At 68.1% G+C, this 18,334-nt stretch carries 17 protein-coding genes and 1 tRNA gene; 7 read left to right on the top strand and 11 right to left on the bottom strand.

Annotated features, from left to right (window positions below):
• The coding region (locus RWO33_RS12555; protein WP_314105160.1) for an energy transducer TonB at positions 1–339 on the top strand (339 nt) is incomplete at its 5' end.
• A gap of 176 nt (positions 340–515) precedes the next feature.
• Entirely contained in the window at positions 516–3,341 is a 2,826-nt protein-coding gene (locus RWO33_RS12550; protein ID WP_314105158.1) for a TonB-dependent receptor, read from the top strand.
• 252 nt (positions 3,342–3,593) lie between these two features.
• Here RWO33_RS12550 and RWO33_RS12545 read toward each other — a convergent pair.
• The 8 genes from RWO33_RS12545 to RWO33_RS12510 form a co-directional block, all read right to left on the bottom strand.
• Positions 3,594–3,670: transfer RNA gene (locus RWO33_RS12545), tRNA-Asn, on the bottom strand.
• A gap of 57 nt (positions 3,671–3,727) precedes the next feature.
• Entirely contained in the window at positions 3,728–4,198 is a 471-nt protein-coding gene (gene rlmH, locus RWO33_RS12540; RefSeq protein ID WP_057508755.1) for a 23S rRNA (pseudouridine(1915)-N(3))-methyltransferase RlmH, read from the bottom strand.
• A gap of 65 nt (positions 4,199–4,263) precedes the next feature.
• Positions 4,264–4,659, bottom strand: coding sequence for a ribosome silencing factor (gene rsfS, locus RWO33_RS12535; RefSeq protein WP_314105162.1), 396 nt, complete (start codon positions 4,657–4,659; stop codon positions 4,264–4,266).
• A 97-nt stretch (positions 4,660–4,756) separates the two neighbouring features.
• Positions 4,757–5,422, bottom strand: coding sequence for a nicotinate-nucleotide adenylyltransferase (nadD, locus tag RWO33_RS12530; RefSeq protein ID WP_314105155.1), 666 nt, complete (start codon positions 5,420–5,422; stop codon positions 4,757–4,759).
• Between the two features lie 5 nt (positions 5,423–5,427).
• Positions 5,428–6,465, bottom strand: coding sequence for a DNA polymerase III subunit delta (gene holA / locus RWO33_RS12525; RefSeq protein WP_314105153.1), 1,038 nt, complete (start codon positions 6,463–6,465; stop codon positions 5,428–5,430).
• Positions 6,466–6,492: 27 nt separating this feature from the next.
• Entirely contained in the window at positions 6,493–7,080 is a 588-nt protein-coding gene (gene lptE / locus RWO33_RS12520) for an LPS assembly lipoprotein LptE (RefSeq protein WP_145479769.1), read from the bottom strand.
• Positions 7,081–7,241: 161 nt separating this feature from the next.
• On the bottom strand, positions 7,242–9,881 hold the full coding sequence (gene leuS, locus RWO33_RS12515) for a leucine--tRNA ligase (protein WP_314105150.1): 2,640 nt from the start codon (positions 9,879–9,881) through the stop codon (positions 7,242–7,244).
• A gap of 190 nt (positions 9,882–10,071) precedes the next feature.
• The gene (locus RWO33_RS12510) at positions 10,072–10,683 is read right to left on the bottom strand and encodes a DUF998 domain-containing protein (RefSeq protein ID WP_314105149.1); all 612 of its coding nucleotides are present in this window, start codon (positions 10,681–10,683) and stop codon (positions 10,072–10,074) included.
• Between the two features lie 97 nt (positions 10,684–10,780).
• On the opposite strand from RWO33_RS12510, the gene trxA reads away from it, so the two are divergent.
• From trxA to RWO33_RS12485, 5 genes are all read left to right on the top strand, one after another.
• Positions 10,781–11,638 (top strand): thioredoxin, encoded by an 858-nt coding sequence (gene trxA / locus RWO33_RS12505; protein ID WP_343229911.1) that lies wholly within the window; start codon positions 10,781–10,783, stop codon positions 11,636–11,638.
• Between the two features lie 293 nt (positions 11,639–11,931).
• Positions 11,932–13,557 carry a CHASE2 domain-containing protein gene (locus RWO33_RS12500; RefSeq protein ID WP_314105147.1) on the top strand — a complete coding sequence of 542 codons (1,626 nt, stop codon included), beginning with the start codon at positions 11,932–11,934 and terminating at the stop codon, positions 13,555–13,557.
• 79 nt (positions 13,558–13,636) lie between these two features.
• On the top strand, positions 13,637–14,092 hold the full coding sequence (locus RWO33_RS12495) for a DUF4442 domain-containing protein (protein ID WP_314105146.1): 456 nt from the start codon (positions 13,637–13,639) through the stop codon (positions 14,090–14,092).
• 143 nt (positions 14,093–14,235) lie between these two features.
• Entirely contained in the window at positions 14,236–14,913 is a 678-nt protein-coding gene (locus tag RWO33_RS12490) for a DUF502 domain-containing protein (protein ID WP_145479757.1), read from the top strand.
• A gap of 164 nt (positions 14,914–15,077) precedes the next feature.
• Entirely contained in the window at positions 15,078–16,991 is a 1,914-nt protein-coding gene (locus RWO33_RS12485; RefSeq protein ID WP_314105144.1) for a DUF885 family protein, read from the top strand.
• Between the two features lie 36 nt (positions 16,992–17,027).
• On the opposite strand, the gene RWO33_RS12480 is transcribed toward RWO33_RS12485, so the two are convergent.
• The 3 genes from RWO33_RS12480 to RWO33_RS12470 all read right to left on the bottom strand — a co-directional run.
• Positions 17,028–17,291 (bottom strand): hypothetical protein, encoded by a 264-nt coding sequence (locus RWO33_RS12480; protein WP_314105142.1) that lies wholly within the window; start codon positions 17,289–17,291, stop codon positions 17,028–17,030.
• A complete protein-coding gene (locus RWO33_RS12475) occupies positions 17,288–17,980 on the bottom strand; it encodes a hypothetical protein (RefSeq protein WP_314105140.1) in 693 nt (230 codons plus the stop codon). The genes RWO33_RS12480 and RWO33_RS12475 overlap by 4 nt, the downstream gene beginning before the upstream one ends.
• Positions 17,961–18,334 (bottom strand): hypothetical protein (locus RWO33_RS12470; RefSeq protein WP_314105138.1); only part of this gene is annotated, 374 nt, incomplete at its 5' end. The genes RWO33_RS12470 and RWO33_RS12475, both read right to left, overlap by 20 nt.

Below are 18,334 nucleotides of genomic sequence, written 5' to 3'. Positions count from 1 at the left end.
GCCAGCGACGTCCAGACGCCGACCCTCGCGCCGGCCGAACCGGCGCCGGCGGCCTCGGGTGACGGTGTGCAACTGCAGTACCGGACGGCGCCGCCGCCGGGTTACCCGATTGCCGCCCTCCGTGCCGGTGAGCAGGGCACGGTGACGCTGCGGGTGCAGGTCGACGCCGACGGCAAGCCGGCCGCCGTGTCGATCGAACGCAGCAGCGGCTCCCGGGTGCTGGACAATGCCGCGCGGCAGCAGGTGCTGCGCCACTGGCGCTTCGTGCCCGCCCAGGTGGACGGTCGCGCCGTGCCCGCGGTCGGGCTGGTTCCGGTAAGTTTCTCGCTACCGGAGTAACTACCGGGGTGGGGAGCCGCGCGCTCCCCACCCGATCTTGACGTGCGTCACTAATCGTCCCGGATTAAGCATTTTTTCACAGCTTTATCACCCGAAGGAAACCTAGATTGGCTGGACGCGTCAACTTATTGACGGCGCCCAGTCCCAGTTCCAGGGTTCCAGTAAGGAGAGAAACTGTGAAATACCCGACTCAACCCCGCCGCACCTGCCGTCGCAATACGCTGGCCCACTCCGTTTCCTCCGCATTGACCGGCAGCGTGCTGCTGCTCGCCGGTGCGTTCGCTTCGTCCTCGGCCATGGCCCAGGACCCCGCCACCAACCTGGACCGCATCACGGTCACCGGGTCGAACATTCCCCGCACCAACACCGAGACCCCGTCCCCCGTGCAGGTGGTGACGCGCCAGGACATCGACCGCAGCGGCAAGACCACCGTGGCCGAGTACCTGCAGACGCTGACCTCCGACGGCGCCGGCTCCATTCCCAAGACCTTCGGCAACGGCTTTGCCGGTGGCGGCGCCGGCATCTCGCTGCGCGGCCTGGGCGCCGGCTCCACGCTGGTGCTGTTGAACGGTCGCCGCATGGCGACGTATGGCCTGGCCGATGACGGCCAGAAGGTGTTCACCGACCTCAGCACCATTCCGCTGGATGCGGTCGAACGCGTGGAAGTGCTGAAGGACGGCGCCTCGGCGATCTATGGCTCCGATGCCATCGCCGGCGTGGTCAACATCATCCTGCGCAGCGACTTCCAGGGCGCGATCCTGCGCGGTTCGTACGGCGTGTCCGGCGACGGCGACGGCGATGCGAAGAAGGCGACCCTGACCGCCGGTACCGGCGACATCGCCGAAGACGGCTGGAACGCCTTCTTCAGCCTGGACGTCGGCAAGACCGATGCGATCAAGATCAGCGACCGCAAGAACCGCGACTGGATCGGCACCGGCGACCTGCGCCAGTGGGGCATCACGGCGCAGGATTCGCAGTTCCTGGGCGGCGCCTTCCTCAACGGCGGCACCAGCGGCGGCGCCGGCCCGAACGGCTCGGTGTTCGACGACCGCAACGTGACGACGGCCAATCCCGCGTTCCTCGTTCCGCTGCCCGGCTGCGAAGGCCTTACCACCATTCCGGGCCAGACCGCCGCGTCGATTGCCGAAGACGGCTGCCTGTGGAACCCGGCCCAGCTCTACCGCGACCTGAGCCCGAAGGAGGAATACGTCAACGTGTTCGGCCGCGCCAGCTTCGCCTATGGCGAAGGCGGTGAGATATACACCGAGATCGGCTACTCCAAGAAGGAAACGGTGTTCAGCAACACCCCGTCCGGCGTCTCCGGCGGCTGGGGTTACCCGGGCGGTCCGGTCAACGCCAACAGTGGTCCCGGCGCGGTCGTACTGGGGCCGACCCATCCGGACAATCCGATTCCCGGCCAGGCCTCGCGCCTGCGCTATTCGGCCTGGGACGTCGGCCCGCGCGTGACCACCAACACCAATGAGTTCACCCGCTTCCTGGTCGGCACCAAGGGCAGCTGGGGCGACTGGGACTACGACACCGCCTATCTGCATTCCAGCACCAACCTGGTCAACAAGCGCACCGGCTTCCTGCGCTACAGCGCGGTGCAGTGCGCCCTGGGCGACCCGGCCTGCGCAGGCGGCGTGTGGCGCATCGGCGACGACGCCGGGCAGAACTCGCAGGCGCTGTACGACTACATCTCCCCGCTCATCCAGGCCAACGCCAAGTCCAGCCTGGACATGTTCGACTTCACCGTGTCGCGCAGCCTGGCGGACCTGCCGGGCGGCCCGCTCGGCCTGGCGATCGGTACCGAGTGGCGCAAGACCAGCAACAGCCTGACCCCGCAGACCTACACCGACGCCGGCGACATCATCGGCCTGGGCTACTCGGCCTATGACGGTACCCAGAACGTGTATGCCGGCTATGTGGAACTGTCCGCACCAGTGCTGGAGCAGCTGGAACTGTCCGGCGCGGTCCGTTACGACAAGTACGAAAGCGGTGACGGCAAGGCCACGCCGAAGCTGGGCGTCAAGTGGACGCCAGTGGACTGGATGGCACTGCGTGCCACCTATGCGGAAGGCTTCCGCGCCCCCAACCCGGCCGAAAACGGCGACGGCGGCCTGGCGGCGTTCTCCAACGCGGTAGATCCCGTGCGTTGCGCGGCCAGCCCGCCTGCGGACGTGACCACCAACTGCAGTGCGCGGCAGGTGGCCATCATCACCAGCCCGAATCCGGACCTGGAACCGGAAGAGTCCAAAAGCTACTCGCTCGGCATCGTGCTGCAGCCGACGCCCACCACCTCGTTGACCGTGGACGCGTGGGAAATCAAGCGCACCAACGAGATCGCCCAGGGCAGCACCGCCGACGCGATTGCGGCGGGCCAGGTGCTGCGCGACAGCAACCTGATCAACGGCATTCCCGGCACCGGCTCGATCCTGGCGGTCAACACCGCCTACGTGAATGCCAACTCCTCGCGGGTCCGCGGTATCGACACCGATATCCGCCAGACCTTCGACATCGGCCCGGGCCAGCTGGAAATGGACCTGCAGTGGAGCCACGTGCTTAAGTTCGAGCGCACCGAAGGCGACAGCACGGTGGATTACGTCGGCACCCACGGCAACTGCGACGTGACCAACTGCATCGGCACGCCGGAAGACCGCGTCAACTTCGGCACCACCTGGAAGCAGGACGCGTGGAGCGTCAGCGGCGTGGTCAACTACATCAGCAGCCTGGAGAACAAGGACAGCCGCGGTGGCGACTACCTGGCGTTCTACTGGGACGGCACGCCGGTGGAGAAGATTTCCTCGTTCACCACGTTCGACCTGTCCGGTCGCTACAACATCACCGACGCGTTTGAACTGAGCGCCTCGGTGCAGAACGTATTCGACCGCACCGCCCCGCTCGACCCGACCACCTACGGCGGCGTGAACTACAACCCGCTGCACTTCAGCGGCGCGATCGGCCGCTACTTCACCGTCGGCGCGAAGTACACCTTCAACTGATCCATGCAGGTGTGACAACGGAAAGCCCGGGCACTGCCCGGGCTTTCCGCATGCATCGCGCACCACGCCCAGCGACGCAGGGCGTCGCTCTACGGCATATCGGGACCACCCAACGTAGAGCCACGCCCTGCGTGGCTGCGCTACGGCATATCGGGACCACCCAACGTAGAGCCACGCCCTGCGTGGCTGCGCGACCCGGCCAGGCACGCGCGCAAAAAAAAGCCTCACATTGCTGTGAGGCTTTTCAAAACCTGGCGCCCGAAGTTGGACTCGAACCAACGACCCCCTGATTAACAGTCAAGTGCTCTAACCGGCTGAGCTATTCGGGCGGGGTGTGCATTCTAACCAGTTTTTCGCGGCTTGTAACCCATCCGCGCCGTTTTTCTTCACGCGCGGTGGTACGGGTGGTTGGCCAGCATCGCCGCGGCGCGGTACAGCTGCTCGGCCACCACCAGCCGCACCAGCATGTGCGGCAGGGTCAGCGGGCCGATCGACCATTTTTCATCCGCCAGCGCGGACACTTCGCTCGAATGCCCTTCGGGGCCGCCGATCAGGAACGCCAGGTCCCTGCCCTGCCCGCGCCAGTGCTCCAGGCGCTGGGCCAGCTGTTCGGAACTGAGCTGGCGGCCGGGCACATCCAGCGCCACTACGTAGGCGTTCTTGGGCAGCGCCGCGATCACCCGCTTGCCCTCGTCGTCGGTCGCGCGGCGCGCGTCGCGCCCCTTGCCGCGCAGGCCGGGCTCGATTTCCACCAGCTCGAACGGCAGCCAGTGCGACAGCCGCTTCTGGTACTCGGCAAAGCCCTGCGCGACCCAACTGGGCGCGCGCTCGCCGGTGGCGATCAGCCTGGCTTTCATCGTCGTGCTCCTTCAAATGACAACGGCGCCATCGGGCGCCGTCGTCGTCACCACGTGCGCAACGCTCAGCGCGCGGCGTAGTCGTCTTCGTCGTCGCCCTCGTCGACCAGGCTCGGCGGCTGGTCGCCGACCGTCCACAGGCGCTCCAGCGCGTAGAACTCACGCACGCGCGGCAGCATCACGTGTACCAGCACGTCGCCCAGGTCGACCAGCACCCACTCGGCTTCGCGCTCGCCTTCCACGCCCAGCGGCATCACGCCCAGGTTCTTGGCGAACTTCACCACTTCGTCGGCAATCGACTTGACGTGGCGGCTGGAGGTGCCCGAGGCGATCACCATGAAATCGGTGACGCTGGACTTGCCGATCACGTCGATCTCGACCACTTCCTTGGCCTTCAGTTCTTCGGTGGCCTTGCGCACGCACTCCAGCAGCTGCTGGGTGGACGGCGCCGGGTTCGGCATGGTGACCTTGATGGTCTGGGGCTGGGCTTGGTCGCTCAAAGCAGGGAGACTCGATAAATGTGGCGACGATTATACGGCCCACACAACCTGAACGTGTTCACGGCGCGCGGACCCCGTACAGGCAGTGGTCGGTGATGTAGTCGGCCACCCGTTCCGGCACCAGTGCCCGCCAGTCACCACCATGGGCGATGCGCTCACGCACCTCGGACGCCGATTCGCTGCGCAGCGGCGCCTGCAGGTGCAGCAGGCGGCCCGCGGGCGCGGCGAACAACTCACGTTCGTGCCGGGCCCAGCGGCCCTGCAGGGCCTGCTGCAGCGGCGCGGGCAGGCGCTGCTGCAGCGGGCTGCCGGGGCGGTCGGCGACGAAGAAGTGGGCCAGCTCGAACAGCGCCTCCCATTCGTGCCAGCCAGGCAGCCCCAGCAGGCAGTCAGCCCCCACCAGCCAGGCCAGCGGCTGGCGCGCACCGAGCTCGGCACGCAGCTCACGCAGGGTATCGACGGTGTAGGACGGGGTCTGCGGCTGGCGCCGGGCGCGTTCCAGTTCGCGCAGGTCCAGGATCAGGCCGGCGTCATCCTCGATGGCCAGCCCCAGCATCTCGGCGCGCTGGCTGGCCAGGGCACCGGGGGCCGGGCGGTGCGGCGGGTCCGCGGCCGGCAGCAGGCGCACCGCCACCTGCAGCTGGTCGCGTGCCGCACGCGCGATCGCCAGGTGGCCCCGATGCACCGGGTCGAAGGTGCCGCCGTAATGGATGCGCAGGCCCATCGGGCTCAGGCACGGGCCAGCAGGCGTACCGCGCGTGCTTCCGCCACTGCCACCAGCAGCCGCTCCAGGCCCAGCCAGGGATCGCCGTCGGCGCGGCCCTTGGCCATGCGGTCGACCAGCCCGGCTTCGGCCACGAAGCGCTCCCAGCGCTTGGCCTCGGGATGGCGCTGCAGCGCGCGCTTGAACGGCGCCTGCCGCGATTCCCAGATGCCACGGCTCTTCATTTCCGCGGCCAGGTTGCCGCCCCGGGCCTGCACCCGGGCCAACGCGGCGGTGGCCAGCATTTCACGGATCACCATCGGCATCAGCGCCGCCACCGCTTCGCCTTCGGCGCGCAGGCCGGCCAGCATGCGCAGCACCGCGGTCGGCTGCCCGGAGAAAGTCGCCTCCAGCAGCCGGAACACGTCGTAGCGGGCGGCGTCGGCCACCAGCGATTCCATGGTGTCCACGTCCAGGCTCTGGCCGCTGGCCAGCAGCGCGAGCTTGTCGATTTCCTGCGCCGCCGCCAGCAGGTTGCCTTCAACCCGCTCGGCCAACCGCTGCACGGCGGCCGGGTCGGCACGCAGGCCCTGCTGGCGCAGGCGGCGCTCGATCCAGTCGGGCAGTTCGTGCGGCTTGATCGCCCACGCCACCGAGAGCACACCGACGCGGCTGACCGCGTCGGCCCACTTGCCCTGGTGGGCCTTGCTCCATTCGTTGCAGGTGATCAGCAGGATGACGTCCGGCGCGGGATTCGCGCAGAACTGGCTGATCACTTCAGCGCCCTCCTTGCCCGGCTTTCCGGTCGGCAGGCGCAGTTCCACCAGCCGGCGCGCGCTGAACAGGCTGGGCGCGTTGAAGGTGGCGTCGAGCTGGTTCCAGTCGAAATCGCGCCCGTCGGCGTCGAACACTTCGCGCTCGCTGATGCCCTCGGCGCGCGCCTTGGCGCGCACCGCATCGGCCGCTTCGAGCACGCGCAGGGTTTCCGGCCCGGCGATCAGGTACACCGGCACCAGCGCCTGGCTGGCCGGCTGGCTGGCGAGTTGTTCGGGGCGCAGTTCCATCGTGCGGCCGGTCCGTGCGCGGACCGGTCAGCCGCCCTGCGGCGGCGTGGCCGGGATCGGCGCTGCCGGCGGAGTCGCGGCAGGTTCGGCGGCCGGCGGGTTCAGGCGACCGCGCTCGATTTCGGCGCGGACCACGCTGTCGATGCGGCGCAGGATCGAGGCCGACATTTCGCGACGCAGTTCATCGGCCAGGATCTCGCGCTCGGTGGTGGTGCCGGTGGCGTCGCTGGGGGGCGACACGTAGTCGCGCGACAGCTCGATCACCTGCTGCGGCACCAGGTCGCTGCCGTCTTCGCGGCGGAACACGAAGATCACCGCGTAGCGCAGGCTGAATTCCTGGGCACGGCCCTGTGCGTCGATGGCGATGGGCAGGTCGCCCCAGCGCTCGGACAACACCTGCAGCTGTGCGGCCGGTTCCTTGCTGTCGGCATCGGCAATGGTCGCGCCCGATGCCATCAGGCCGCGACGCAGCAGCTTGGCCAGTTCGCTGTACGGGGCGGTGGAGACCACCTTCACCGCAGCGGTGTCGGCCGGCAGCATCAGCTTGTTGCGCAGGTGGAAGCCACACCCGGCGAGGGTAGCGGTGAGAACGAAGGCAAGCAGGAATCGGGTCATGTTCACAGTCTGGATGAGCCGGGCGGACCCGGCAACAGAAAAATGGTGACGGTACGATGCCCGAACCCACGTGAACGCAGCACGTAGAGCGGGGCCCTGCCGCGCCGACACGTAGAGCGGGGCTCTGCCCCGCTGGCGCCGACGGCGCATAGCCCGCCCGATCAACCGGCCACGATGTTGACGATCTTCCCGGGCACGATGATCACCTTGCGCACGCTCAGCCCTTCCAGGAACTTGGCTGCATTCGGTTCGGCCAGGCCCAGCGCTTCGATCTGCTCGCGCGGAGCGTCGGCCGCCACCTCGATGGTGCCACGCAGCTTGCCGTTGACCTGCACGGCCAGGGTCAGCGCATCGCGGACCAGCGCAGTGCTGTCGGCCTGCGGGAACGGCTGGTCCTCCAGCAGCGTTTCGCCATGCCCCAGCACCTGCCACAGCGCATGGCTGGCATGCGGGGTGATCGGGTTGAGCAGCAGCACGGTGGCCTGCAGCGCTTCCTGGCGGACCGCACGGCCCTGGTCGGAGGCGTCATCGAACTTGGCCAGCGCGTTCATCAGCTCCATCACCGCGGCGATGGCGGTGTTGAAGCTGTGGCGGCGGCCGTAGTCGTCACCGACCTTGCCGATGGTTTCGTGGGTCTTGCGGCGCAGCGCCTTCTGTTCGGTGGTAAGCGTGGCCGGATCCAGCGCCGGAGCGGCACCTTCAGCGGCGTGCTTCTGCACCTGCGCCCACAAGCGGCGCAGGAAGCGCGCCATGCCGTCCACGCCGGCTTCATTCCATTCCAGCGACTGTTCCGGCGGCGCGGCGAACATCGAGAACAGGCGCACGGTGTCGGCACCGTAGCGGCTGACCATGGCCTGCGGGTCCACGCCGTTGTTCTTCGACTTGGACATCTTCTCGGTGCCGCCGATCTCCACCGGCTGGCCGTCGGCGATCAGCACCGCGCCGGTGATGCGGCCGCGCTCGTCGCGCTGCACGTCCACGTCGGCCGGGTTGATCCAGTCCTTGGAACCGTCCGGATTCTGGCGGAAGTAGGTATCGGCGATCACCATGCCCTGGCACAGCAGGTTCTGCGCCGGCTCGTTGCTGTCCACCATGCGCGCGTCGCGCAGCAGCTTGTGGAAGAAACGGAAGTACATCAGGTGCAGGATGGCGTGCTCGATGCCGCCGATGTACTGGTCCACCGGCAGCCAGTAGTTGCCGCGCTTGTCCACCGCGTCGCGGGCACCCGGCGAGGTGTAGCGCGCGTAGTACCAGCTCGACTCCATGAAGGTGTCGAAGGTGTCGGTTTCACGCTCGGCCGCACCGCCGCATTCCGGGCAGGTGGTCTTGCGCCATTCCGGGTCGGACTTGATCGGCGAGCCGGTGCCGACGAAGTTGACGTTCTCAGGCAACACCACCGGCAGCTGTTCTTCCGGCACCGGCAGCGCGCCGCACTTGGCGCAATAGATCACCGGGATCGGGCAGCCCCAGTAACGCTGGCGACTCACGCCCCAGTCGCGCAGGCGGTAGTTGACCCGGCGCTGGCCCTGGGCCTTGCGCTCGAAGCGTTCAGCCAGCGCCTCGAAGGCGCCCTGGAAGTCCAGGCCGTCGAACTCGTCGGAGTTGACCAGTTCGGTCTCGCGGGTCTTGTCGCCGTACCAGTCCTGCCAGTTGCGCGGGTCGTAGGCGGTTTCGTCCTTGCGCGGCGACTTCAGCGCGATGACCTGGCGGATCGGCAGGTCGTACTTGTTGGCGAATTCGAAGTCGCGCTGGTCGTGCCCGGGAACGGCCATGACCGCGCCGGTGCCGTAGCCCATCAGCACGAAGTTGGCCACCCACACCGGCACCTGGGCGCCGGTGACCGGGTGCACTGCGCGCAGGCCGGTGTCCATGCCGCGCTTTTCCTGGGTTTCCAGTTCAGCCTCGGACACGCCGCCCTGCTTCATCTCGGCCAGCAGCGCAGCCAGCGCCGGGTTCGACTTCGCCGCGTGCAGGGCCAGCGGATGCTCGCCGGCGATCGACACGAAGGTCACGCCCATCACCGTGTCCGGGCGGGTGGTGAACACGCGCACCGAATCCAGCGCGCTGCCGTCGGCATCGCGCACGTCGAACTGGATCTCCAGCCCTTCGGAGCGGCCGATCCAGTTGCGCTGCATGGTCTTGACCGATTCCGGCCAGCCCGGCAGTTCATCCAGGCCGTCCAGCAGTTCCTGGGCGTAATCGGTGATGCGCAGGAACCACTGCGGGATCTCGCGCTTTTCCACCAGCGCACCGGAGCGCCAGCCACGGCCATCGATGACCTGCTCGTTGGCCAGCACGGTCTGGTCGATCGGGTCCCAGTTCACCACCGCGTTGCGGCGGTAGGCCAGGCCCTTGCGCATCAGCCGGGTGAACATGCGCTGCTCATGCACGTAGTACTCGGGCGTGCAGGTGGCGAACTCACGCGACCAGTCGATGGCATAGCCCATGGCCTTGAACTGGCCACGCATGTGCTCGATGTTGGCGTAGGTCCACTTGGCCGGGGCGGTCTTGTTCTTGATCGCCGCGTTTTCCGCCGGCAGGCCGAACGCGTCCCAGCCCATCGGCTGCAGTACGTTGTGCCCGGTCATCCGCTTGTAGCGGCTGATCACATCGCCAATGGTGTAGTTGCGCACATGGCCCATGTGCAGCGCGCCCGACGGGTACGGAAGCATCGAAAGGCAGTAGTACTTCGGCTTGTCCGAAGACTCGGTCACTTCGAAGGCACGGGTGGCGTCCCAGAACTTCTGGGCGGCCGATTCAACCTGCTGCGGATCGTATACGTTGGGTTCGACGCTGGTCATGGAAAACACAGTTGCGGCGGCAAAGCGGCACAGCGTACCGCAGTGCGGCAAACGGCTCCAATCGTCGCCACGGAAGCCCCGCGCGCGCAGCCCCATCCCGTTGATATATCAGGGAATTGGCAGGAACGACATTCTATGCAGGCCTGCACCAGCGCGCATGACCGCGTCGATTGCGGCCGAACCCGTCAGCTCATCCCTGCCGGACCAGGCCTGCCACCGGCAGCACGGCAGCCAGCCACCCCGTCCAGGACACAAAGGCCACGCGCTGGGCGACCGGCGCCGGCATCACGGCCTGCAGCACGAACGCCCCCACCAGCACCGCCAGCCCCGCGGCCACTTGCAGCGCCGCCAATCGCCCCCAGCCGGGAAGACGGCGCGCGCCGAAGCCGGACATCAGCGCGCCCGGCACGAAGGCCAGCACCCAGACCATCCATGCGCTGGCGTGGAACTGGCTGGCCGGGCTTTCGATGTCGGTCGGGTCCAGCGGCAGGATGCCCATGGCGGCGAAGGCCAGGCCGGACAGCACCAGCATCTGCCCACCCACCCGCAGCGTCCACGGCGCGGTGACCGGCACCCGCACCAGCAGACGCACCGCCACCAGCGCGGCCAGCAGGCCCGGCAGCACGAAGCCCAGCAGGTCGAAGGCCAGTGCATGCGGCACCCCGGTGGCGCCCAGCAACGCCACCGGATGGCCCAGCGGCAGGTAACCGGGCAACACCGCGCCGAAGCCCAGCACCGACGCCAGGAACAGCACCGCCGCCAGGGCGCCCCACAGGGGATCGAAGCGTTGCAGGGTCTTCATGTGGCCGTTCTCCGCCGCGCGCGCCCGTGATTGGGGTTGCTTCTCAATATGGGCGGCACCATACACTGGGTACATCATTAAATCGTTGATCCCGACCATGAGCGAACTGTCCCACGTCTTTGACGCCACTACCGAAACCTTCGAAGCGCAGGTCCTGCAGACGTCGCTGCAGACCCCGGTGCTGGTCGATTTCTGGGCCACATGGTGCGAGCCCTGCAAGACCCTGGGCCCGATGCTGGAGAAGCTGGCCGATGAGTACAACGGTGCCTTCGTGCTGGCCAAGGTCGACGTGGACAAGGAACAGCAGATCGCCGCGGCCTTCCAGATCCGTTCGGTGCCGACCGTGTTCCTGGTCAAGGGCGGCCAGATCGTCGATGGCTTCCCAGGCGCGCTGCCGGAAGGCCAGCTGCGTGAATTCCTGACCCAGCACGGGGTGCTGCCTGCCGAAGCGGCCGAGGCCCCCGCCGAGGTGCCGGCCGCGCTGGACCCGCAGGCACAGGTGGACGTACTGCGCGCCAGCATCGCGGCCGAACCGGACAAGGACGAACTGAAGCTCGACCTGGCGTTGGCCCTGCTGCACACCGGCGGCACCGATGAAGCCAGCGCGCTGATCGAAGCGCTGCCGGCCAACCTGTCCACCGACGACCGCGCGGTGCGCGCTCGGGCGCGGCTGGATTTTGCCAAGGCGCTACGGGACGCCCCGGCGCCGGAACAACTGGACGCGCGTATCGCGGCCGATGCCGGCGACCTGGAGGCGCGCCACCTGCGCGGCGTGCAGCTGCTGCTGGGCGGCAACGACGAAGCCGCGCTGGAACAGTTCCTGGCCATGCTGCAGAAGGACGCTGCCTACAATGACGGGCTGCCGCGCAAGCTGCTGATCGATGCATTCAAGGTGATCGACGACGCCGCACTGGTCGGACGCTTCCGGCGTTCGATGTCGGCCCTGCTGTTCTGAGCGCGCCGGCGTCCAGCATCCCGGCGCCGGCGCCGGGCAATAGGTTAATGGCGGTCAAGTTCCAGGCGGCGGCGCACGGCTGAGCCCCTTCGCGGGTGCCGGAAACACTGGCTCTGCCCCCTTCCGCCGCGGATTGCGTGGAAAGCAGTAGCGCAAGCCACCCCGTACCGGGTAGAAGTGGTGCGCGCCGACCAGCCGGAGATGCCCGTGTTCGCCAGCGACACCGCCGACGCCCCGCCCACCCTGCCCGACCTGCCGCCCGGCCGGTTGCGCCTGTTGCTGCTCCTGCTGCCGTGAGGCCGCTTGCGCTCTCCTGGCCCCGGCGCATCGTGCTTGCGGTGCTGGTGGGCGTCCTGGCGGCCGTGGCGAGCGGGGGCCAGTGGTTCTGGAAACTGGACGAGGCGATCTACGACACGTTCGTGGGCGGCTGGGAGTATCCCGCTGACCCGAACCTGCTGGTGGTGGCGATCGATGACGCCAGCGTGCAGCAACTGGGCCAATGGCCCTGGCCGCGCTCCACCCATGCCCGGCTGCTCGATCGGCTGACCGCCGCCGGCAGTCGTCGCGTGGCGCTGGACCTGGTGTTGTCCGAAGCGGACCGCCAGGACAGCGCACAGGATGCAGAGCTGGCGGCCGCCATCCGTCGCAATGGCCAGGTGGTTCTGCCGGTGCTGGCCACGCCGTCCAGCGGGCCGCACATGGCCGAGGAACGGCTGCCGATCCCGATGATCGCCGCCAATGCGTCCACGCTGGGCCACAGCGACATCGAAGTGGACGCCGACGGCGTCGCGCGCGGCCTGTACCTCAGCGCCGGGATCGGCTCGCCGCATTGGCCCGCACTGGGACTGGCGCTGGCCAACATGCGCGGCCCGCTGCCGGGCCAGCGCGACGCCAACCCGGCGCCGACCTCGCCCTACCAGTGGCATCGCAACCACTACGTGCGCGTGCGCTTTGCCGGCGCGCCCGACAACGTCCAGCAGGTGTCGTACGCGGACGTGCTCAACGGCGACGTCGCCCCGGCCCTGCTGCGCGACCGGCTGGTGCTGGTGGGCATGACCGCCAGCGGCATCGCCCCGCGCCTGCGCACCCCGGCTACGCGCGAGCGCTGGATGAGCGGCACCGAATTCCAGGCCAACGTGGCGTCGATGCTGCTCGCCGGCAAGGCCATCAACGTGCCCGGGCTGCCGCTGCAGGCCCTGTTGAGCGGGCTGCTGGTGGCACTGTGTGCACTGGCACTGAGCCGGCGGCGCGCGCTGGCAAGCGCGATGGTCGCCCTGCCCCTGACGCTGTTGGCCAGCTTCGTGCTGCTGCGGGTCGGGTATGTGTGGTTCGCCCCCGCCGCTGCACTGGCCTGCATGCTGGCCATGATCTGCGCGTGGCTGCTGTGGCGCTTCAATGCCTCGCGCTGCCAGGCCAACAGCGATGTGCTGACCGGACTGGGCAACCGCCTGCACTTCGAACAGACCCTGCAACTGGAACACGACGCGGCCCGCCGCAGCGGTCGCCCGTTGACGCTTGCGTTGATCGACGTCGACCACTTCAAGCGGCACAACGACCGCCACGGCCAGCCGGCCGGCGACGTCGTGCTGCGCCGGATCGCCGCCGAGATCCGCGCCCACGCCCGGCGCCCACGCGACATGGCGGCACGTTTCGGCGGCGACGAGTTCGCACTCGTGCTGCCCGACACCACCGCCGAAGGCGCGGTCCAGGTAATCCAGGACCTCATCGCCGCGGTACGGCAGATGTCCCTTGCCGATGGCGCGGCGGCCCACGAACAGATCACCCTCAGCGTCGGCCTGTACACCCACATCCCCACCGCCACCACCGAACCGCGCCACTACTTCGAAGGCGCCGACGCCGCCCTCCAGCGCGCCAAGGCGTCCGGCCGCGACGGCTACGCAATGAACGAAGGCGCGTAACGCCACGCCCTGCGCGCCGTGACGTCCATACGCTTGCGAATGTTAGACTCGCGCCACCTCCCCTGCGCAACCGCCGCCGATGAAAGCCAGCCTGTTCCGCCTCGGACTCAACCTGTGGCCGCCGTTCCTGTTTACCGGGATCCACGTCACCGAGGTCAGTGCCGACTATCGGTTCGTCCGGGTCGAGCTGCGCATGCGACCGTGGAACCGCAACTATGTGGGTACGCATTTCGGCGGCAGCCTGTTTGCGATGACCGATCCGTTCTGGATGCTGACGGTGATGCAGAATCTCGGGCGGGACTACTACGTGTGGGATCGGGCCGGCGAGATCGAGTTCCTGAAACCCGGCCGGGGCACGGTCAGTGCCGAATTCCGGCTGGATGAGGCGTTGCTGGACCAGTTGCGGGCCGCCACCGCCGACGGCGGCAAATACCTGCACTGGTTCAGCAACGACATCGTCGACGCGAAGGGCGAAGTGATCGCCCGGGTACGCAAGCAGGTCTACCTGCGCCTGAAGCCGAAGGCACGCACGTAGCGACACGCCACGCGTGTCCCAGGCAGTGTGTGGGATGCACACAGGACACGCATGGCAGGTAGCGACGCAGCGTTCCCGCCATGGATGTTCCGGCAGGGCGGAAAGGCGCGTCACCCGGGCCTGCGCCCCGCTACAATGCGAGGATGTCGCCCGAAGCCCCCCACCTTGTTCCGCGCCCCTCCCTGCAGCGCCTGTTCCTGACCGGGCTGCTCACCCTGCTGCCGATCTGGCTGACCTGGGTGGTCATCAAGTTCGTGTTCGTGCTGCTCTCGGGCATCAGCAGCCCGGTGGTGGTGCCGCTGTCGGCGCAGATCGCCGCTTCGTTCCCGCACTACCTGGGCTGGGTCAAGGTCGAGTGGATGCAGAACGTGATCGGACTGCTCGCCACCCTGCTGGTGATCCTCAGCGTCGGCGTGCTCAGCCGGCGGGTGATCGGACAGCGCCTGCTGCGCTGGTTCGGCGCGGTGATCAAGCGCATTCCGCTGGCCAGCATCATCTATGAGAGCGCCAAGAAGCTGCTGGACATGCTCCAGACCGAGCCGGGAACCACCCAGCGCGTGGTGCTGATCGACTTCCCTCACCGGGACATGAAGGCGGTGGGCCTGGTGACCCGGGTGATCCGTGAACAAGGCACCGGCCGTGAACTGGCGGCGGTATATGTGCCGACCACGCCGAACCCGACCTCCGGCTACCTGGAAATCGTGCCGGTGGAACTGCTCACCCCGACCGACTGGACGGTGGACCAGGCCATGAGCTTCATCATCTCCGGCGGCGCCGTGGCGCCGGAGACGGTGCCGTTTACCCGCGCTGGTGAGCGCTGAATGGGGGCCTGAGGCCTAGCTATCGGCTTCGGGTTGGATGGCGTGGACACGCGTGGCGTGTCTCTACGCTGTACGTGGGTGGCCTGAGCGAGGGGTTGGCGCTGGTCGCGCCGGGTTGAATCAGGCAAGCTCCCGGGTCTGTATAGGATTTACGGAAGCGTTTCATGCCCTATCCCGCCCGTGCCTTGGCGCTTGCCATTGCGTCGCTGCTGGTCTTCAGCGCCGCTGCGCCAGCCGAGGCCGCCAAGAAGAAGGCCAGCCGCCCGGCAGCCGCGCAGACGCGCCAGGCCAAACCCAAAGCCAAACCCCGGGCACGGCCCGCCGCTGCGCCGGCCCGCCAGCCGCTGGTGCGCCAGCAGAGCAAGGCCGCCCAGCTCGAACGCATCTACGATGAGTACTGGGATGCCTCGATGCGGCTCAATCCGCTGCAGGCCACCTTCCAGGGCGACAGCCGCCACAACGACCAGCTGCCCAACATCCTCTCGGCCGCGTACCGCCAGCAATCGCACGACTTCACCGAAGAGTGGCTTGGCAAGGTTGAAAAAATCGGGCCCGACGGTCTTACCGGCCAGGACCTGCTGAGCTACCAGATCTTCGTGCGCGACGCGCGCATGTCGCTGGCCAATGAGAAGTATCCCGGCTGGATGCTGCCGGTGAGCCAGTACTACAACCTGGGCAGCATCATGGCCATCCTCGGCTCCGGGTCCGGTGCGCAGCCGTTCAATACCGTGCAGGATTACGACACCTGGTCGCGGCGCTCGCTGGGCATTCCGCCGCTGTTCGAACAGGCCATCGCCAACATGCGCGACGGCATGCGGGCCGGCGTGGTGCAGCCGCGCGACCTGATGGAGAAGGTGTTGCCGCAGCTGGATGCGGTGATCAAGCCGACCGCCGAGGAGAGCATCTTCTGGGCGCCGGTGCGCAACATGCCCGATGACTTTTCCGAGGCTGACAAGACCCGTATCACCGCCGAATACAAGCGCATGATCGAGTACCGGCTGATGCCGGCCTACCGCGCCCTGCGCGGCTTCATCGCCACCGAATACCTGCCCGCCACGCGCAGCAGCGACGGCCTGTCCGCGCTGCCCAACGGCCTCGCCTGGTACAGCCAGAACATCGTGCAGAGCACCGCCAGCACGCTGACCCCGCAGCAGATCCATGCGCAGGGCGAACAGCGCGTGGCGCAGCTGCAGGATCAGATCGCGGCGGTGATGAAGGAGAACCGCATCCGCGGCTCACAGCAGAAGCTGCTGCGCACCATGCGCACCGACAAGGACTTCCAGTACGCCAGCCCGGACGCGCTGCTGGCCCGCTACAAGCAGTTGCAGCAGCAGGTGGGCGCGCGCCTGCCGACGCTGCTGGGCACCCTGCCCAAGGCACCGCTGGAAATCCGCGCGGTGGAGGCCGACCGGGCCGCCAGCGCGGCGGCGGTCAGCTACCAGCCACCGCTACCCGATGGCATGCGGCCGGGTGTGCTGTCCGTGAACACCAGCGCCCTGCCCAGCCGCCGGCGCTGGTCGGCACCGGCGCAGTTCCTGCATGAAGGCATTCCCGGCCACCACGTGCAGCTGGGCCTGCAGCAGGAACTGGACAAGCTGCCGCGTTTCCGCCGCCTGGGCGGTGACGTCGCCTTCGTGGAAGGCTGGGGGCTGTATGCCGAATCGCTGGGCGATGCCCTTGGCGTTTACCAGGACCCGTACGAGCGCATCGGCTACCTGCAGGGCGCCCTGACCCGCAGCGCACGCATGGTCGCCGACACCGGCGTGCATGCTGAAGGATGGAGCAAGAAGCAGGCGGTGGACTACCTGGTCAAGACCGCGGACATGCCGGTCGCGGATGCGACCGCGGAAGTGGAACGCTTCATGGCCCTGCCCGGCCAGACCCTGGCCAACGGCCTGGGCGAACTGAAGATGATCGAGCTGCGCGACAAGGCCCAGCGGACCCAGGGCGCCAGCTTCGACCCGAAGCGCTTCCATGCCGAAGTGCTGCGCGATGGATCGATGCCGCTGGATATCCTGGAAGCGAAGATCGATCGCTGGATCGCCGCGCCCGCCGCGGTGGCGGCGCCAAGGCCCTGAAACGGAAGCGGGCCGCAATGCGGCCCGCCTTTCGGATCAATCCTGGTCGGGCTGGGGTCCGAGCTTTTCCTCATCGCCCATGATCATGGCCAGCATGAAATCGATCGTCCACTGGTTCTTGATCATTTCATCGGTGATGGCCTTCCGCTCTTCCGGCGTAAGGTGCGCGAAAGGGTCCGGCGGCGGCTTGGTCGGCGACTCCTCCAAGGCCGTCTGCATGCGCTGCAGCAGCGCCTGCGACTGTCCGGCCGGGGTCAAGGAGGCAGCGGGCGCAACGGCCCCCAGTTTTTCCAGCATCATTTTTCCACTCCAGCAAGGTCTACGGGGAACGGCAACCGTTTGAGCCGGGCATCGATCCCGGCGGCATACGCACCGGCGCGCTGACGCGCGGCCGTTTCCAGTGCATCGGCATCCACGCTGGCTTCCACGGCCGCCGCGATGGCAGTGACCGGGTCCAGTTCAAACAGCAGCGGGCCGGCCTTCAGCATTGGCAAAGCCGAGCGCGTGGGCATGAGCTGCAGCGCAGGCGGGGTCGGCATCTGCGCCAAGGCTGCGCGCACCGCATCAGCCAGCGCGGGGGTTCGATCCGGCACATGCAGCACCAGGTCGCTGGAACCCGATCCGAGCAGCTGCTCGCAGCGCCGGACCACCAGGGCCGCGTCTACGCCTTCGGCGGCGAGGCTGGCGCCGATCACCTCGCGCAGCTGCCCCAGCACCGCCGCACGCAGCGCCTGTACATCACCCAGCGCGGCGGCCAGCAGCGGCACGGCTTCGCTGATCGCATCGGCGTAGCCCTGCTCGAAACCGTCCATGCGCGCCTGCGCCACGGCAGCATCCACCTGGGCCGGAACATTTCCCAGCACGTGGGCCGCGCGACGCCGCGCGGCGGATTCCAGCTGGTCCGCGCGCGCCGCCTGGCCCAGCGCGCTGGGTGCGATCACCCCGCCCTGTGCATGGGACAGCGCGTGCTCAGGAAAGCTTTTCAGCATAGGTCACCGCATTCCAGAAGAGGTCCATGTCGGCGTGCCCAGCGTCTGGCGGGCACTCGGTTTCCGCCCGCATCGGCAGGAACGGCAGGCACAGCCGCGTCGACAGCCATGCCGGCAGCAGCAGGCCGAGCGGCTGCAGTTCAGCGCCGCCCCAGCGCAGCAGGGTGTCGGCGAGGCTGGCAGCAGGCATGGCAGGCAGCACGACGGGTCGGTCGTCGCCGTAACCGGCTCGCATGAATGCCTGTACGGTGGCAGGCAAGGCCGCGCAGCCGCGCTGTGCCGGCACCCAGTCGCGCAGCCGGGCGGCGCCCATCAGCGTGGCGACCTGCGGCAGCCGCGGCCACAGCCCGATCA

This window comes from uncultured Stenotrophomonas sp. (genome assembly GCF_963519925.1).
In the GTDB taxonomy this organism is placed as follows: Bacteria; Pseudomonadota; Gammaproteobacteria; order Xanthomonadales; family Xanthomonadaceae; genus Stenotrophomonas; species Stenotrophomonas maltophilia_AE.
The sequence above is the reverse complement of the archived record's forward strand: the minus strand, read 5'-3'. Positions and strand labels throughout refer to the sequence as shown.

What these genes read in the sequence shown, in the direction of transcription:
- nadD (WP_314105155.1), bottom strand. Translation starts at nt 5,422, where the DNA reads ATGGGCCTGCGCATCCATTACGGCGGCACCTTCGACCCGGTGCATCGG.
- RWO33_RS12490 (WP_145479757.1), top strand. Translation starts at nt 14,236, where the DNA reads ATGTCGCCCGAAGCCCCCCACCTTGTTCCGCGCCCCTCCCTGCAGCGC.
- lptE (WP_145479769.1), bottom strand. Translation starts at nt 7,080, where the DNA reads ATGACCCGATTCCTGCTTGCCTTCGTTCTCACCGCTACCCTCGCCGGG.
- holA (WP_314105153.1), bottom strand. Translation starts at nt 6,465, where the DNA reads ATGGAACTGCGCCCCGAACAACTCGCCAGCCAGCCGGCCAGCCAGGCG.
- RWO33_RS12495 (WP_314105146.1), top strand. Translation starts at nt 13,637, where the DNA reads ATGAAAGCCAGCCTGTTCCGCCTCGGACTCAACCTGTGGCCGCCGTTC.
- rsfS (WP_314105162.1), bottom strand. Translation starts at nt 4,659, where the DNA reads ATGCCGAACCCGGCGCCGTCCACCCAGCAGCTGCTGGAGTGCGTGCGC.
- RWO33_RS12510 (WP_314105149.1), bottom strand. Translation starts at nt 10,683, where the DNA reads ATGAAGACCCTGCAACGCTTCGATCCCCTGTGGGGCGCCCTGGCGGCG.
- leuS (WP_314105150.1), bottom strand. Translation starts at nt 9,881, where the DNA reads ATGACCAGCGTCGAACCCAACGTATACGATCCGCAGCAGGTTGAATCG.
- trxA (WP_343229911.1), top strand. Translation starts at nt 10,781, where the DNA reads ATGAGCGAACTGTCCCACGTCTTTGACGCCACTACCGAAACCTTCGAA.
- RWO33_RS12475 (WP_314105140.1), bottom strand. Translation starts at nt 17,980, where the DNA reads ATGCTGAAAAGCTTTCCTGAGCACGCGCTGTCCCATGCACAGGGCGGG.
- rlmH (WP_057508755.1), bottom strand. Translation starts at nt 4,198, where the DNA reads ATGAAAGCCAGGCTGATCGCCACCGGCGAGCGCGCGCCCAGTTGGGTC.
- RWO33_RS12485 (WP_314105144.1), top strand. Translation starts at nt 15,078, where the DNA reads ATGCCCTATCCCGCCCGTGCCTTGGCGCTTGCCATTGCGTCGCTGCTG.
- RWO33_RS12480 (WP_314105142.1), bottom strand. Translation starts at nt 17,291, where the DNA reads ATGATGCTGGAAAAACTGGGGGCCGTTGCGCCCGCTGCCTCCTTGACC.